We start from the raw sequence: 16350 nt of genomic DNA on the forward strand, positions 1-16350 counted from the left end.
AGTGATTTATGATGGAATATACAAATACACCGAAGCCAGATGATCGTAGTGATAATGCAAGAAAAATTCAAGATAATATAAACAATACGAAGGAAAATATGAAAGAAGCAGAAGCTTCAATGAAATTCGGAAATGAACAAGATCGTCAAAATGCATTAGCTAAAAATCAACGTCGTGAGGAAGCTATATCAGCATTAGAAAGTGAACTAAAAGACGAACAAGCATTTAATAATACAAATGACTAATTAAAAAAATAAGCTAGGTATTTAGAGTAAGCCTCATAAATACCTAGCTTTTCTTTACGCTCTTTTAACTACATTAAAATTAGCTTCAAGAAGCTCCCAATTTTGAATAAAAGGTAATCCTAATTTCCAATAGGATATCCCTCGTATATTCTCTTCTTTTATTAAGTTAAACTTGGCTTGAATTGATCTTGCATCTTCGAACCAAACTTCATGTTTTTGACCATTTGATTCTGTATATCGGAAATGAGGTGCTTTAGCTTTGTTATCAAAAAGGATTTCGTTTGTCATTTGAATTGCTAAATTTGTAGCAGCTTCAGCACTTAATGCTTTAGCCATGGTACCTTGTTTAAATGGAACTTTCCAGTCAAATCCATATAAATTTTGACCCATTACAATTTTTGGTACAGGAATTACGGTCTTGGCATAGTTGATTACTTTACGAACTTGATCAATCGGTGATACGGCCATAGGAGGACCGCCTTGCCAACCCCAATCATATGTCATGATAACAACGAAGTCCACAACTTTACCTATGTTAGCATAGTCATGAGCTTCGTAAAATCTACCTTTTTGGTGTGAACTTGTTTTTGGTATTAAAGTAGCACTCAATATGAATCCTTGAGGTAGCCTTGATTTTACTTTATTTAAAAAATTAATATAAGCTACACGATCCGTTGAAGCAACATCTTCAAAGTCTATATTTACTTCTCGAAATCCGTATTTATTAGCAGTACTAATAATTGTATTGATCAGTTTATCTTGAACAGCTGGACTTTGTAATATATCAGTTGCTAGAGATGTTGAAAACTGTCCATTTTCAAGATTAGAGACAACCATCATATATATACAGCGATTATCCTTTGCGATTTGAGGAATGTTTCCAAGCGGCGGTTCTGATAGTGTACCATCTCTTTTTGCATCAAAGCTAAAATGTGCTAAATAAGTTAAAAACTTACTTTCTGTTCGAGCTGATTCTTCAAGCGCTGGTTTAATTGGGTTTGAAGTAGGTTGTAAATAGCCAATTGATTCGATATTTCTTTTCTTTCTTGGTGGAAGATGTAGCTTTTGACCGACATTTAATGATGCATATGGACTAATTCCACTTAAAGTTGCAATTTGACTTGATGTTACACCATAGGTTAAAGCTAAATCATATAAGTTATCACCGGGTTGAACAAAATATTCGTTTCCTGTAGTTGGTACAACAAGCGATTGACCTTTTATTATTTTATAAGGAGCTACAAGAGCATTTGAATTAATGAGTGCTTGGCGTTCAACGCTATAAAAATCTGCAATACTCATTACTGTTTCTCCACTTTTTACAACATGAATTTGCATCAAGTTTATCTCCTTCCATTAATCGTAGATATTCGTCTCTATTAAATATATGCCAAAGAGTTTGGATTAGAAGAGGTTAGGTGGAAAAGCAAATTGAAATTGATTTTGAATATAAAAAACCTAGCCAAAGCTAGGTTTCAGACTGCCCGCCAAACGCTCGCTTACTTCGTTGCTTCGCCTGCTAAAGCGGTGCTCATTACCGTCTAAGGTAACTCCGCTCCTCGAAAGACAAGCGCTTGCAATCAGTTTGAAAATCAAGTTTTTAGGATTTCGTAAACGCAATGAAACCTAGCCAAAGCTAGGTTTTTAGGACAAATATTTATTTTTTTGATTCTTTATCGCTATTTGGATCAAGTGGGAATTGAATGATATTTGAGTTACTGCCTGAGACAGTAGGGAGTTTACCATCCCATTTCTCTGCTTTTTTGTATTCAATTAATTCATTGGTCAACGTTTGTTGGATTACTTGGTTCGCTTTTGCTTGACCCTGTGCCCGGATTAGTTGTGAATCAGCATCAGCCTTTGCTTCCACTTTTTTCTTTTCTGCTTCAATTTTTGCCGTTTCTAGTTCAATTTTTTTACGATCATTTTCTTGGGCAGCTTGAACACGTGCATCAATTGCATCCTGCGTTTTTGCGTCTGGTTTTGGCGTTCCTAACGTTAAATTTTCAACAAAGAAACCAAGTACTTTTACATCGTCTTTATAGAGTGTTTCAATATCAGCTGAGGCATTACTTGATTTCTCACCGTATAATTGTAAAACTGTGTATTTTGATACGGCAATTCGAGCTGCATCTTGTAAACGTTTCTTCAAATATGTATCTTCAATTTCTTCAATAGACACAGGTCCAAACTCGTTAAACATTGAGACTACTTTAGAAGGATCAATTTTATATGTATATGATAAATCCATTTCAATTCTTTTACCGTCTGAAGTAGCTAATGCAACGTCTTTATATTCTACAGTACGAAGACGGACAGGGTATTCTGTAACTTTATCGAATAAACCAACGAAATTCCAGCCCTGAGATAATGTATTTTTCTGTATACCCCCATTTGGTGAATAGACAACTCCGACATAACCAGGTGTTATTTTTTCAATAAATAGTGTTGGAATTGTTGCGATTATGATCAGTGCAATACCCGCGATGATTCCTCCAATTAGTTTACGGCTGAAAAATGAATTCTTTTTTTCATTTGGACGAATTTCCATTATTTTTGTCCCCCTTATCCTTTAAAATATTTTTTACTTTAGCTGATTTCTCACCAATTTTTTCAAATGTTGGAGAAAGAAGAAGCCATACTCCGAATAAAAAAAGAAGGATGATTAAGATTGAGCCCACTAGAACCTTCAAGAAGATCGACCTCCAAATTTCTAATATTAGAAAATCATTAGTTTATTATAAGAAAATTATAACATTTAGGATAAGTTAAAAAATAGAACAATTATTAATTTTTTGGTAAAGTATTCTGTAGAAGAATAAGAGGTGAATTTATGTTTATTTCAGAAAAATTAGTTGAAGTAAGATATGCAGAAACAGATGCAATGGGTGTAGTATACCATGCAAATTATTTAGTATGGTTTGAAATTGGCCGTACTCAATTAATAAAAGATTTGGGCTTTAATTATGCAGAAATGGAATCACAAGGTGTCATTTCTCCAGTGATCGATTTGAATGTTTCATACAAGAAAAGTCTACGATATGGACAAACAGCTAAAGTAAAAACAAAAATAAAATCACTTACACCACTTAAAGTGATCTACGAATATGAGATTCTTAATGAAGAAGGCGATATTTGCTGTATAGGAAATTCAACACATGTCCTTGTTCATAAAGAAACATTTAGACCGATTAAATTTAAGAAAATGTTCCCTGATTGGTATGAGGCATATGAGAAGGCGATGGGGCAGGTTTAAAGGTATAGAGGACAAAAAGTGCATGAAAAAATAAAAGATTAGAGAGGGAAGATCATTAATCTTCAATCTCTAATCTTTAGCTAATCTTGCATTTAAAATTTTACTTTTGGCTCAGTTTTGTCTTTAATTCTTTTTATATTTGGACGATGTTTATATACGACAAAGATTGTAAGTACGATTAAAATATAAGTTATTATGTACCCATTGTCTTTAATTAGTCCCGTGTATTCCATAATAAAAGCTAAAATTGTACCTAAAAAAGCAGTTAACATAGACGAAAGTGAAACGTATTTTGTTGTTTTTAAACTAATTGCGAAGATAATAATTAAGCAGGCAAAAAGTAGTGGCGATGCATATAATAAGATCCCTGCAGAGGTTGCTACCGCTTTACCACCTCTAAAACCGGCAAATATTGGATACATATGACCAAAAACAGCAACTAGACCAATAATTAATGGGTGAATTCCATGATAATGGAATAATACAGGTAATGAAGCTGCTAGTGTTCCTTTTAAAATATCTCCAAGTGTTACAATAATACCTGCTTTTTTTCCTAATGTGCGGAATGTATTTGTCGCACCAAGATTTCCACTACCGTGTTGACGGATATCTACTCCGTAAAATATTTTTCCAACTACTAAACCGAATGGTACTGATCCGATTAAATAGGCTAGTACAATAATGACCAAACTCATTTTCTAGCTCCTTTTCAAACAATAATAAATTAGTGCAGTATCATATGATTTTATCACAATTTTAAGCGAATATATAGATAGTTGCTTTAGATTATTAATTCAAATGAGGAAACAAAGGACATTTTATTTCAGGTAAAAGTTCTTATATCTATCAATTTTAATGGAAGGAAAAAAATATGAACCCGACAGTTTTAATCATTGAAGATGAAAAAAGATTAAGAGAAATCGTAAAAGAGTATTTTGAAAACGATCAATTTACAGTAATCGAAGCAGAAGATGGAGAACAAGGCATAAAGAAATTTAACGAAAATCAAGTAGATTTAATTATTCTAGATTTAATGCTACCAAAATTAGATGGTTGGGAAGTTTGTAAGCTAATTAGAGAGCAATCAAGTATTCCGATCATTATGACCACTGCCCGCTCAGAAGAAGAAGATCAATTACTTGGTTTTGATATTGGAACAGATGAATATGTGACAAAGCCATTCAGTCCTAAAATTCTAGTAGCAAAAGCAAAGAGTGTACTTAGAAGAACAGCTGATCCGAAAGAAGACGATAAAGAAACTAAAACGATATGTGGAATTACGATAAATACATCATCAAGGACAGCTTCAATTAATAATGAAATATTACAACTTACGAATAAAGAGTTCGAATTACTATGTTATTTAATTGATAATAAAGGCATCGTATTAACAAGAGATCAATTATTGAATAATATTTGGGGCTTTGATTATTTTGGTGATGGAAGAACCGTCGATACACACATAAAAAAACTAAGACATAAATTGGGAGACAAAGCAAAGCATATAGCTACAGTAATTAGAGTTGGCTATAAGTTTGAGGAGTAGAAGATGAAAAATAGTATAGTTCGTAAACTTTTTTTATCCATAACGTTATTACTTGTTATTTTTTTATTAATTGTATTTGTTGGTCAATCAATCTTTATGCAATCTTTTTATACGAATAAGAAAGTAAATATTGTAACAGATGAACTTACACAATTTGCTAAAGGGTATAAAGTGGGGAAATTTAACAACAATCAGTTTCAGCAAGAACTATCCAAACTATATTCCAAATACAATACAACTTTAGCAGTTTTAGATAAAAGAGGGGTACTAAAAGCTGAGAATAATTTTGATTTAACCGTTCTTACGAATGAAGGAAAAAAGGTATATGTACCTTTAAATAATCTATTATATTCGGATCAAATAGACAGTATTTTAGGGCTTAATATTAAAGAAAATTCAAGGATTACAATCCGAGGTTATGTTCAAGATGATTATTTTATTCCACTCTATATAAAAACGAATATAGGTGTGTGGCAAGAGGAAAATCAACCGTCTAACACAATTCAATTGTCAACTAAAGATAATCTTCAGGAAATGGTGAATATTGAAATTAAAGGGAAAGTTGTTAATTTACATTTACCAATTGCAAATCAATATACATATTCAGCTCAAATGAATTCGTTAATGGGTGCAATTACTGATTGGACAAAGAGTAATGAAGATTTTTCTAACTATACTGAGAAGGATTTTCCATTAATTTATCGTTACTTAGACCGTGTAAATGGATTAGAAAATAAAGTTTTTATTTACCCAATTAATACTAATAAAGGTTCAAAAGAAGTTATTTTTGCCATTACATCACTTCAACCAGTAAATGAAGCAATGTACGTTTTAAAAGATTTTTATATTTACGCTTTTATTATTGCTTTATTATTGATTGTCATCGTTTCTTTTTACTATTCGAAATTGATTACGAAACCATTATTGAAAATGAATTCTGTAACAGATCAATTAGCAAAGTTAAACTTTAATGAAAAAATCGATATTCAATCCGATGATGAAATTGGACAATTATCCAAATCAATTAATTCATTATCCGAGAATTTAGCTAGTACGATTGAAAATTTACAGCAGGCAAATGTTAAATTAATGAAGGATATTGAAAAAGAAAAGCAGTTAGAACAAATAAGAAAAGAGTTTATTAGTGGTGTATCCCATGAGCTGAAAACGCCATTGAGTATCGTGCAAAGTTATGCAGAAGGTTTAAAAGATGGATTAAATATTGAAAAAAATGGTTATTATGCAGATGTAATCCTTGAAGAAGTTGATCGGATGAACGGGTTAGTTGTCGATATGCTAGAACTTTCCAAACTTCAATCTGGAACATACACACTTAAAAGTGAACCTTTCTTAATTGTGGAGTGCATAGAAAATGTGATTATTCGCATGTTTGAAAATAGTAATAATCATTGTCATTTCAATTTTAATCTAGATGAAGATATGCTCGTATTAGGTGAAAAAAGAAAAATAGAACAAGTAATCATTAATATTCTTTCAAATGCAATCCATTATGGTAACCCAGGTAGTGTCATAAAAATGAATTTATTAGATGAAGGGGATTCTGTAAATATCTCTATTTTTAATGAAGGTAATCCAATCCCAGCTGATAAAATTGATAAAATTTGGGATCGCTTCTATCGAATTGATGAATCTAGAAATAGACAAAATGGTGGAACAGGTTTAGGTTTAGCAATCGTAAAAACAATCCTTGACTTACATCATTCGACTATAAAAGTTCATAATAAGGAAGACGGAGTTGAATTTATTTTTAATTTGAAAAAATATTTAAATTAAATCAAAAAGTTCACAGCAAATACACATGAGTGGGTTAAATTAATATCAATCAAAGTTACCTACATATTGGAGGAATGAATTATGGGATATTATGATGAAACAGATTTATACGATGAAAATAATCATAAAAGACAAAAGAGAGGTAGACGTGGAGGGTATCCGCTTGTTACAGGCTTTATTGGAGCGATAATTGGAGCTGTAACGATCTCAATCGTATCCCCAGATATTTTTAACTTAACAAATAAAAATGCAAACTTATCAAATGATACGAATACTGTACCCACACAAGTTATTAATGTATCAAGGGAAGATTTAACAACTACGATTCAAAATGCTCGCAAGTTTGTAGTAGGCGTTAATAATTATCAATCATCAAATCCATTTTCAATGGAAACGCAAGAAGCTGGATCGGGTTCAGGTGTTGTTTATAAAAAAGTAGGAAATAAAGCTTTAGTAGCGACAAATAACCACGTTGTTGCTGGTGCAAAACAATTAAAAGTAAAAATGGCAGATGGTCAATTAATTGATGCTAAACTTGTTGGAACAGATGAATTATTAGATTTAGCTGTTGTAGCAATTGATGCAAAATATGTTACGAATATTGCTAAATTAGGTGATTCGGAAAAAATTAACGTAGGTGAAACTGCTATTGCAATTGGAAATCCACTTGGATTTTTAGAAAGTACTGTAACAGAAGGAATTGTAAGTAGTAAAGCTCGTGAAATACCACAAGATATTGATGGAGATGGAGTTGCAGATTACCAAACTCAAGTAATACAAACGGATGCAGCGATTAATCCTGGTAATAGTGGTGGCGCTTTAATCAATGCAAAAGGTGAAGTAATCGGGATTAATTCAAGTAAAATTGCCGAACAAGCTGTTGAAGGAATTGGCTTTGCAATCCCAATGAATATTGCAAAGCCAGCTTTAGATCAAATCGAAAAATTTGGTGAAGTGACTCGACCTGTAATGGGTGTAGGCTTAAAATCACTTGATGAAATACCACAATTTAATATCGAAGAAACATTAAAATTACCTGGTTCAGTGACTAAAGGTGCAGTTGTTACACATGTTGATCCAAATACTCCTGCTGCGAAAGTTGGAATGAAACAATTAGATGTTATCGTTGCACTTGATGACAAACCAGTAAGTGACGTAATTACTGTCAGAGAATACCTATATTCACACAAAAAAGTTGGAGATAAATTAAAGATTACTTATTACCGTGATGGTAAATTAACTAATTCAACATTAACATTAGCATCTAGTCAATGATTGACAGGCAATTGACTTAGGAAATATGATAAAAGAATAATAAATAAGCGAAAATTTTAAAATGTAACATATATTTGATTATTCAAACTGATTGAAAACGCTTGTCTTTCGAGGCGCGAAGGTTGATGAGGAGCGGAGTTACCTAAACAGGTAATGAGCACCGCAGTCAGACGAAGCAACGAAGAAAGCGAGCGTTTTTAACCGTTTGAAACGCTTATTTTATACAGAAAGGGTGAATAGCAAATGAGTAAATACCCATCAAGAGAAGAAATTGGCAAAATTTTAAAATCAAGTAAAGTAATTGCAGTTGTTGGATTATCAGGGGACCCCTCTAAAACGTCTTATATGGTAAGCAAGGCAATGCAAGATGCTGGATATAAAATTATTCCAGTAAACCCAACAGTTGATACTGTTTTAGGAGAAAAAGCAGTAGCTAGTTTAACAGAAATAAAAGAAAAAGTTGATATTGTAAATGTATTTAGAAGACCTGAACACCTATTACCTGTAGCACAAGAGTTTCTTAAAATTGATTGCGATGTTTTCTTTGCACAACTTGGAATCGAAAACGAAGAAGCATATCAATTGTTAAAGGAAAATGGTAAAACGGTCATTATGGATCGTTGTATTAAAGTTGAGCATGCTATGACAAGATAGGCCGTTAAAAAAGCTCACTGTTTCAGGCTGGCCATTAGAGGCGTTTTCTTCGTTGTTTTGCTAGGCCTGCTTATGTTCATTACCGCTAGGGTAACTTGGGTCAAAACTTGCCTTCGTGCCTCGAAAGTCAAGCGCTTACAATCAGTCTGAAAATCAAATTTTTAATTTGTTTTAAAATTTGGCTCACTGTTAATCAGTGAGTTTTTTTAACGGAATATCGAGTAGGGAATAAGAACATTAGGGTAATCGGGAAATTGTACTGATATGCATCAATATAGATTAGTAATTTTAATGGCAGTTTGTACGATCTGAAAAATTGAATTTTGTAAGTTAATTTATCAATATTCAACTTTAAACCTGCATTTTCTTGATTCAAAAATCCAGCTTTTTATGAACATGTCCGATTTTTTTTTTCATGTTCGACTTGTAAGTTAGGAAAAAAACCATTAACATGAACGATTAGAAGAAACATTTTATTTATAATATGATATAATGGAACAAATGTTCTTATGTAAGTGTTTAGTTAGAAAGGAGAAATGGTGTTGGCAAAGAATGAAACAACATATAACGAAGATGCGATACAGGTACTAGAAGGTTTAGAAGCTGTACGTAAACGACCTGGAATGTATATTGGCAGCACAGATAGTAGAGGTCTGCACCATTTAGTTTATGAAATCGTAGATAACTCTGTAGATGAAGCATTAGCTGGTCACGGGACTCAAATAGATGTGGTTATTCATAAAGATAATAGCTTAAGTGTAAAAGACCATGGTCGTGGGATGCCTACTGGAATGCACAAAATGGGAAAACCAACTCCAGAAATTATTTTAACTGTATTACACGCAGGTGGTAAATTTGGACAAGGCGGCTACAAAACAAGTGGTGGTCTACATGGTGTTGGTGCATCAGTTGTAAATGCTTTATCAGAATGGTTAACAGTTGAAATTCACCGTGAAGGAACAATTTTCAAGCAACGTTTTGAAGATGGAGGTAAAGCAGTAACTTCATTAGAAATCGTTGGTAAGACAAGACGAACTGGTACGACGATCCATTTTAAACCAGATCCAACTATTTTTAGCACTACAAATTTTAACTTTGATACTTTATGTGAAAGACTTAGAGAGTCAGCATTTTTATTAAAAGGTTTAAAAATTACAATTAAAGATGAACGACATGATGCGTTCGAAGAGTTTTATTATGAAAACGGTATCGAAGCATTTGTATCGTATTTAAACGAAGAAAAAGAAGCATTACATCCTGTGGTATTCTTTGACGGATTACAAAATAAAATAGAGGTTGAATTTTCGTTCCAATTTAATGATGGATATTCGGAAACGATGCTTTCTTTCGTAAACAATGTTCGTACAAAAGATGGTGGTACGCATGAAGTTGGTGCAAAAACCGCTTTAACAAGAGCATTTAATGAATATGCAAGAAAAGTAAGTCTATTAAAAGAAAAAGATAAAAATCTAGATGGAGCGGATATTCGTGAAGGATTAGCTGCAATTATATCAGTACGAATTCCTGAAGAGCTGCTTCAATTTGAAGGACAAACAAAAGGTAAATTAGGTACTAGTGAAGCAAGATCGGCTGTTGACTCAGTTGTTTCGGATCAATTAGCTTATTTCCTGGAAGAAAATCCAGACATTGCAACTTCATTAGTAAAGAAATCTATTAAAGCTTTTCAAGCTAGAGAAGCTGCAAGAAAAGCACGTGAAGAAGCAAGAAGTGGTAAAAAAAGAAAACGCTCAGAAACTTCATTAAGCGGTAAACTCACACCTGCACAGTCACGCAACCCACAGAAAAATGAGTTATACCTAGTTGAGGGTGATTCAGCTGGTGGTAGTGCTAAACAAGGTCGTGATCGACGTTTCCAAGCAATCTTGCCTTTACGTGGTAAGGTAATCAATACCGAGAAGGCAAAACTAGCGGACATAATGAAAAATGAAGAGATTAATACGATTATTCATGCGATTGGTGCAGGAGTAGGTAGTGATTTTGAAATTGAAGATGTTAATTACGATAAAATCGTTATTATGACCGATGCTGATACAGATGGAGCGCATATTCAAGTACTTTTATTAACATTCTTTTACCGTTATATGAAGCCACTAGTAGAGGCTGGTAAAGTTTATATTGCCTTACCTCCTTTATTCAAAGTAAGTAAGGGTACTGGAAAAAAAGAAGTAATCGAATACGCTTGGTCAGAGGTAGATCTACAAGATGCAATCAAAAAAGTTGGTAAAGGGTATATGATTCAGCGTTATAAAGGACTTGGTGAGATGAATGCTGACCAACTTTGGGATACAACGATGGATCCAGAAACGAGAACGCTTATTCGTGTGAAAATTGATGATGCCGCAAGAGCGGATCGTCGTGTAACTACATTAATGGGTGATAAAGTTGAACCTAGACGTAAGTGGATTGAATCGAATGTAGTATTTGATTTAGATGAAGAGGATAAAATTTTAAACAATGAGCAAGTTGAAGTAGAGTCAGAAGGGAGCGATATCTGATGCAATCATCGGAAAAGTTATATAATATCCCTTTAGAAGATATAATAGGTGACCGCTTTGGTCGATATAGTAAGTATATTATTCAAGAACGAGCATTACCTGATGCTCGTGACGGATTAAAGCCAGTTCAACGCCGTATTTTATATTCAATGCACGTTGAAGGAAACACGCAAGATAAGCCTTACCGTAAATCTGCTAAAACAGTAGGAAATGTAATTGGTAATTACCATCCTCATGGTGATACTTCTGTTTATGATGCAATGGTACGACTAAGTCAAGATTGGAAGTTAAGAAATGTATTAGTTCAAATGCATGGAAATAACGGTAGTATTGATGGAGACCCGCCAGCAGCTATGCGTTATACGGAAGCTAGGTTATCAGCAATAGCAAGTGAACTATTGAGAGATATTGATAAAGAAACAGTTGATTTTGTGCCCAACTTTGACGATACGAGTATGGAGCCAGTTGTTTTACCATCAATGTTTCCAAATTTATTAGTCAACGGTAGTACTGGAATCTCTGCTGGATATGCAACTGAAATACCTTCGCACCACCTTGGAGAAGTAATCGATGCGACGATTATGCGCATTGAAAATAAAAACTGTTCAGTAGATGAATTAATGACCGTAATCCACGGTCCTGATTTTGCTACTGGAGGGATTATTCAAGGTGTAGATGGTATTAAAAAAGCTTATGAAACAGGAAAAGGAAAAATCATTATTCGAAGCCGAGTTCATACCGAGGATTTACGTGGTGGAAAACAGGCATTAATTATTACAGAAATTCCTTCAGAAGTGAATAAAGCGAATTTAGTAAAGAAAATGGACGAGGTTCGTCTTGATCGAAAAGTAGATGGCATTACGGAAGTGCGCGATGAAACAGATCGTACAGGACTACGTATTGTCATTGAACTGAAAAAAGATGCAAATAACGAAGCGATTTTAAATTATTTATATAAAAATACTGAGCTTCAAATACCTTATAACTTCAATATGGTTGCGATTTATAATCGTACACCAAAACAGATGTCATTACCGGCAATTCTTGATGCTTATATTGAACATCAAAAAGAAGTCATTACAAATCGTTCAAATTTTGATTTAAGAAAAGCGAAAGCTCGCCAACATGTTGTAGAAGGTTTAATGAAGGCTTTATCAATTTTAGATGAAGTGATTACAACAATCCGTTCTGCAAATGATAAACGTGATGCAAAAGATAAGCTAATCGCTCAATTTGAGTTTACTGAACTACAAGCTGAAGCGATTGTTATGTTACAGTTATATCGTTTAACAAATACTGATATTACTGCATTACAAGAAGAAGCAGATGAGTTAGATAAAAAGATTAAACAGCTAGAAGCAATTTTAAACAGTGAAGCAAAATTATTGTCAGTGATCAAAACAGACTTAAAGAAAATTAAGTTAAAATATGCAGACGACAGACGTTCAACAATTCAAAAAGAGATCGAAGAAATTAAAATTTCTAGAGAAGATATTATCGCTCAAGAAGACGTGATTGTAACAGTTACAAGTGAAGGATACGTTAAACGAACAAGTCCAAGATCTTATTCAGCTTCAAATGGTAAAGATTACGGTATGAAAGAAGGCGACCGTTTAATTTATCAAATAGAAAGTACAACGACGGATACACTTATTTTATTTACGTCAAAAGGTAACTATTTATATTTACCAATTCATGAAATGCAGGATATCAGATGGAAAGATATGGGGCAACATGTTGCTAATATTATTCCAATTGAACGAGATGAAGCAATTCTTTCTGCTACGGTCGTAAATAATTTTGAAGAAAATAAAGATTATATTTTATTTGTCACTAAAAATGGTGTTGTAAAGCGTACAAGTATACAGCAATTAAAAGTACAACGATATTCTAAACCACTTGTCGGTATGTCAATTAAATCTGATGATTCCTTAATTTTTGCTGGTGTCACTTCAGAAACTGATCAAGTGTTATTGGCTACAAGTTCAGGATATACATTGTTATTTACTGTTGAAGAGATTAGTATACAAGGCTTAAGAGCTGGTGGAGTTAAAGGAATTAACTTAAAGGATCATGATTTTGTTGTTTCTGCAGACACGGTTAGTAATGAAGTGAAAGAAATATTCTGTGCAACTCATCGAGGGGCGATTAAGAAAATGAAGCTCGATACGATCCCTCAAAGTTCTAGAGGTACACGTGGTGTTAAAGTACTTCGAGATTTGAAAAATAATCCTCATTTGTTAATAGGGGTATACGCAATAAATGAAAATAATATGTTTGCTTTATTAAGTAAATCTGGTCAATTTGAGACAGTTGACCCAACTGATTTAAGAAATAGTGATCAATATAGTAATGGATCATTTGTTATGGATACAGATGATTCTGGTGAAATAAAGACGATCATTCGATATAAAAAAGAAGAAAATAATTAAAATTAGGCCTATTCCAAGCTTTTTGGAATAGGTTTTTTTGTCGAATTTGTCGCAAAATGTAAAATGATACTAGGAAAATATTTTTTTAGGATTAACCTAGTAAAATTCATTAAAATCTTTTAATTTTATATTTCAAAAATAAGGAAAAAAGATTTTTAATGATTTTTTAATGGGAATAATTACCTAAAATAACAATAAATCGACATAATTGTCGAAATATTTTGAATCAAAAGAACTTGTCTAACGAAAAAATATAGCTTACTATTTTCTTAAGAATTTTAAATTTTCAAAAAATAGGTTTTTAAGGGGGCGTACATATGGTTTTTAAGAAGGGATTTGCAATTTTAGCATCAGTATCGTTAACTGCGGGGATTTTAGCAGGCTGTGGTAATAGTAGTTCAAAGGATGGGAACCAGGTCATTAAAATTGCGACAAATACACCATTATCAGGTAATAATGCAATTTTAGGTGAATCCATTAAACTTGGAGCTCAGCTTGCATTAGAGGATCAAAAAGCAGCTTTCAAAAAATTAGGCTTTGATTTAAAGATTGTACCTTATGATGACCAAGGGGATCCAAAAAAAGGTGTAGCAAATGCTGAGCAGTTAGCTGCAGACAATAAAATCCTTGGTGTTGTAGGACACTTAAACTCTGGTGTAGCAATTCCTTCTTCTGTAAAGTATGAGAAAGACCATATCGTAATGGTATCTCCTTCAAATACTGCAAATGAAGTAACTGATCGCGGATTAGGAGTAGTTAACCGAATTTGTGCTCGTGATGATTTCCAAGGTCCAGCAGGTGCAAATTTCGCTGTTAATACTTTAAAAGCTAAAAATATTTTTATCATTCAAGATAAAACACCTTACGGAACTGGTTTAGCGAATGAATTCAAAGCTGCTGCTGAGAAATTAGGGGCTAAAATTTTAGGTGAAGAAGGGATCTCAGTTGGAGATAAAGACTTTAATGGGGTACTAAATAATGCAATTGCGAAAAAGCCTGATTTAGTATTCTTCGGTGGACTTTATGCTGAAGGTGGAATTTTATTAAAACAAGCGCGTGAAAAAGGATTAAACATCCCATTCATGGGTGGAGATGGAATGGATTCTTCAGGTTTAGTTGATATTGCTGGAGATGCTGTTAAAAACTTCTACTATACTTCAGTAGCTGGTGATACGTTAAAAACGGATAAAGGTAAAGCATTTGCAGACGCATATAAATCTAAATTTAATAAAAACATCGAATCATTCTCATCTTACGGTTATGATTCTGCGGGCGTTTTATTAGAAGGATTAAAAAATGCGATCAATGATAATAAAGGAAAAACGCCAACACGTGAACAAGTTGAAAAAGCAGTACGTGCAATCCAAGATTATGATGGTGTAGTAACGAAGGTTGGCTTCGACGATAAAGGAGACAACAAATACGCGAAAGTATTTATTTATACGTTTAAAGAAGCTAAATATCCTGGTACTCAAGAAGGCGAAGTTACTAAACCTTAATTAGAAACTATGCCAACCAGAAAAAGAAAAGAGTATCCCGTAAAAAACGAGATACTCTTTTTCTCTCAATAAGATGAGAAAATTGTAAAATTTTGGAAGTTGATAGAAAATGAACTACATTATTTATAGGAGGTCTTATACATGAATGAAGTAATCCAAACACTACCTCAAGTTTTAATAGACGGTCTTGTTTTAGGAGCAGTATATGCAATCGTAGCACTCGGTTACACGATGGTTTATGGGATATTGGAACTAATCAATTTTGCACATGGTGAAATATTCATGGTGGGTGCGTTTATTGGTACTGCTGTATTAATTACATTTACTGGTTTAGGTTTATTAAGTAGTTTACCTGCAATTATCGTGTTAGCAATTGTTTTAATAGTAGCTTCATTAGCAACTGGTTTCCTAGGAATGGGGATCGAAAGAGTAGCATATCGTCCATTGCGAAAAGCACCAAAGTTAATTACATTAATTACAGCAATCGGTATTTCATTTTTACTACAAGATATCGTACGTTTTATTGCTGAATTAAAAGAAGGAAATTACATTATTACTGGCCCATCACTATTTTCAGGACAACACCAAATTAAAACTAGCTCACTTCTTTCTTCATTTGGAAATGCACAAATTAAATCAGCATCAATCATTATTTTAGTCGTTGCAGTTGTAATGATGATTTCATTAGATTACTTCATCAATAAAACAAAATGGGGTACAGCGATGCGTGCAGTTGCACAGGATCGTGAAACTGCATCATTAATGTCTGTAAACGTTAACAAAGTCATCTCTTTAACATTCTTTTTAGGTTCTGGATTAGGTGGTGCAACTGGCGTACTATTTGCATTACAGTACAGCACAATTGATCCGTATATCGGTTTTATTTTAGGCCTAAAAGCATTTACAGCTGCAGTATTAGGTGGAATCGGAAATATCCGTGGTGCAATGTTTGGCGGTTTATTAATCGGTGTAATCGAAGTGTTTGCAGCAACAAATTTATCAACTTTAACACATGGCATTTTCCCATCAGAATATAAAGATGTTGTTTCATTTGGAATTTTAATTCTAGTTCTAATATTCAAGCCAGAAGGTTTATTAGGTAAACCTGTAGCTGAGAAAGTGTAGGTGAATTA

Annotated in this window: 14 protein-coding genes; 10 read left to right on the plus strand and 4 right to left on the minus strand. The window is 33.3% G+C overall.

Translation table 11 applies throughout. The annotated features are described in order from the left end of the window. Positions 1–11: 11 nt before the first annotated feature. The gene (tlp, locus tag COI44_RS07845) at positions 12–245 is read left to right on the plus strand and encodes a small acid-soluble spore protein Tlp (protein WP_098427425.1); all 234 of its coding nucleotides are present in this window, start codon (positions 12–14) and stop codon (positions 243–245) included. Between the two features lie 54 nt (positions 246–299). On the opposite strand, the gene COI44_RS07850 is transcribed toward tlp, so the two are convergent. The 3 genes from COI44_RS07850 to COI44_RS24075 all read right to left on the minus strand — a co-directional run bounded on the left by COI44_RS07850 (position 300) and on the right by COI44_RS24075 (position 2938). Further along, the gene (locus tag COI44_RS07850; protein WP_098427426.1) at positions 300–1586 is read right to left on the minus strand and encodes a glycosyl hydrolase family 18 protein; all 1287 of its coding nucleotides are present in this window, start codon (positions 1584–1586) and stop codon (positions 300–302) included. Positions 1587–1902: 316 nt separating this feature from the next. Then, positions 1903–2790: a prohibitin family protein gene (locus tag COI44_RS07855; RefSeq protein WP_179887045.1), complete on the minus strand. Its 888-nt coding sequence runs from the start codon at positions 2788–2790 to the stop codon at positions 1903–1905. Continuing rightward, positions 2777–2938: a hypothetical protein gene (locus COI44_RS24075; protein WP_165347184.1), complete on the minus strand. Its 162-nt coding sequence runs from the start codon at positions 2936–2938 to the stop codon at positions 2777–2779. The genes COI44_RS07855 and COI44_RS24075 overlap by 14 nt, the downstream gene beginning before the upstream one ends. A 140-nt stretch (positions 2939–3078) precedes the next feature. Here COI44_RS24075 and COI44_RS07860 point away from each other — a divergent pair, with 140 nt between their 5' ends. Then, positions 3079–3501, plus strand: a complete 423-nt coding sequence (locus tag COI44_RS07860) for an acyl-CoA thioesterase (RefSeq protein ID WP_098427428.1) — start codon at positions 3079–3081, stop codon at positions 3499–3501. Positions 3502–3593: 92 nt separating this feature from the next. Here the strand turns inward: COI44_RS07860 and plsY are convergent, their stop codons facing one another. After that, a complete protein-coding gene (gene plsY / locus COI44_RS07865) occupies positions 3594–4196 on the minus strand; it encodes a glycerol-3-phosphate 1-O-acyltransferase PlsY (RefSeq protein WP_098427429.1) in 603 nt (200 codons plus the stop codon). 176 nt (positions 4197–4372) lie between these two features. On the opposite strand from plsY, the gene COI44_RS07870 reads away from it, so the two are divergent. The 8 genes from COI44_RS07870 (at position 4373) to COI44_RS07905 (ending at position 16342) form a co-directional block, all read left to right on the plus strand. After that, positions 4373–5047 carry a response regulator transcription factor gene (locus COI44_RS07870; RefSeq protein WP_098427430.1) on the plus strand — a complete coding sequence of 225 codons (675 nt, stop codon included), beginning with the start codon at positions 4373–4375 and terminating at the stop codon, positions 5045–5047. 3 nt (positions 5048–5050) lie between these two features. After that, on the plus strand, positions 5051–6841 hold the full coding sequence (locus COI44_RS07875) for a sensor histidine kinase (protein WP_098427431.1): 1791 nt from the start codon (positions 5051–5053) through the stop codon (positions 6839–6841). A gap of 81 nt (positions 6842–6922) precedes the next feature. Next, on the plus strand, positions 6923–8116 hold the full coding sequence (locus COI44_RS07880) for a S1C family serine protease (protein WP_098427432.1): 1194 nt from the start codon (positions 6923–6925) through the stop codon (positions 8114–8116). A 243-nt stretch (positions 8117–8359) separates the two neighbouring features. Beyond that, positions 8360–8770: a CoA-binding protein gene (locus tag COI44_RS07885; protein WP_098427433.1), complete on the plus strand. Its 411-nt coding sequence runs from the start codon at positions 8360–8362 to the stop codon at positions 8768–8770. A 542-nt stretch (positions 8771–9312) separates the two neighbouring features. Beyond that, a complete protein-coding gene (gene parE / locus COI44_RS07890; RefSeq protein ID WP_098427434.1) occupies positions 9313–11286 on the plus strand; it encodes a DNA topoisomerase IV subunit B in 1974 nt (657 codons plus the stop codon). Beyond that, complete coding sequence (gene parC, locus COI44_RS07895; RefSeq protein ID WP_098427435.1) at positions 11286–13718, plus strand: DNA topoisomerase IV subunit A; 2433 nt, start codon at positions 11286–11288, stop codon at positions 13716–13718. The genes parE and parC overlap by 1 nt, the downstream gene beginning before the upstream one ends. Positions 13719–14035: 317 nt before the next feature. Continuing rightward, positions 14036–15217: a branched-chain amino acid ABC transporter substrate-binding protein gene (locus tag COI44_RS07900; protein ID WP_098427436.1), complete on the plus strand. Its 1182-nt coding sequence runs from the start codon at positions 14036–14038 to the stop codon at positions 15215–15217. Between the two features lie 141 nt (positions 15218–15358). After that, positions 15359–16342 carry a branched-chain amino acid ABC transporter permease gene (locus tag COI44_RS07905; protein WP_098427437.1) on the plus strand — a complete coding sequence of 328 codons (984 nt, stop codon included), beginning with the start codon at positions 15359–15361 and terminating at the stop codon, positions 16340–16342. Positions 16343–16350: the final 8 nt, after the last annotated feature.

This window comes from Bacillus sp. AFS088145 (assembly GCF_002564465.1).
Classification (GTDB): domain Bacteria; phylum Bacillota; class Bacilli; order Bacillales; family Bacillaceae_G; genus Gottfriedia.

Coding starts and splice junctions, on each gene's coding strand:
- parC (WP_098427435.1), top strand. CDS start 11,286: ATGCAATCATCGGAAAAGTTATATAATATCCCTTTAGAAGATATAATA.
- COI44_RS07905 (WP_098427437.1), top strand. CDS start 15,359: ATGAATGAAGTAATCCAAACACTACCTCAAGTTTTAATAGACGGTCTT.
- COI44_RS07875 (WP_098427431.1), top strand. CDS start 5,051: ATGAAAAATAGTATAGTTCGTAAACTTTTTTTATCCATAACGTTATTA.
- COI44_RS07885 (WP_098427433.1), top strand. CDS start 8,360: ATGAGTAAATACCCATCAAGAGAAGAAATTGGCAAAATTTTAAAATCA.
- COI44_RS07860 (WP_098427428.1), top strand. CDS start 3,079: ATGTTTATTTCAGAAAAATTAGTTGAAGTAAGATATGCAGAAACAGAT.
- tlp (WP_098427425.1), top strand. CDS start 12: ATGGAATATACAAATACACCGAAGCCAGATGATCGTAGTGATAATGCA.
- COI44_RS07880 (WP_098427432.1), top strand. CDS start 6,923: ATGGGATATTATGATGAAACAGATTTATACGATGAAAATAATCATAAA.
- plsY (WP_098427429.1), bottom strand. CDS start 4,196: ATGAGTTTGGTCATTATTGTACTAGCCTATTTAATCGGATCAGTACCA.
- COI44_RS07900 (WP_098427436.1), top strand. CDS start 14,036: ATGGTTTTTAAGAAGGGATTTGCAATTTTAGCATCAGTATCGTTAACT.
- COI44_RS07870 (WP_098427430.1), top strand. CDS start 4,373: ATGAACCCGACAGTTTTAATCATTGAAGATGAAAAAAGATTAAGAGAA.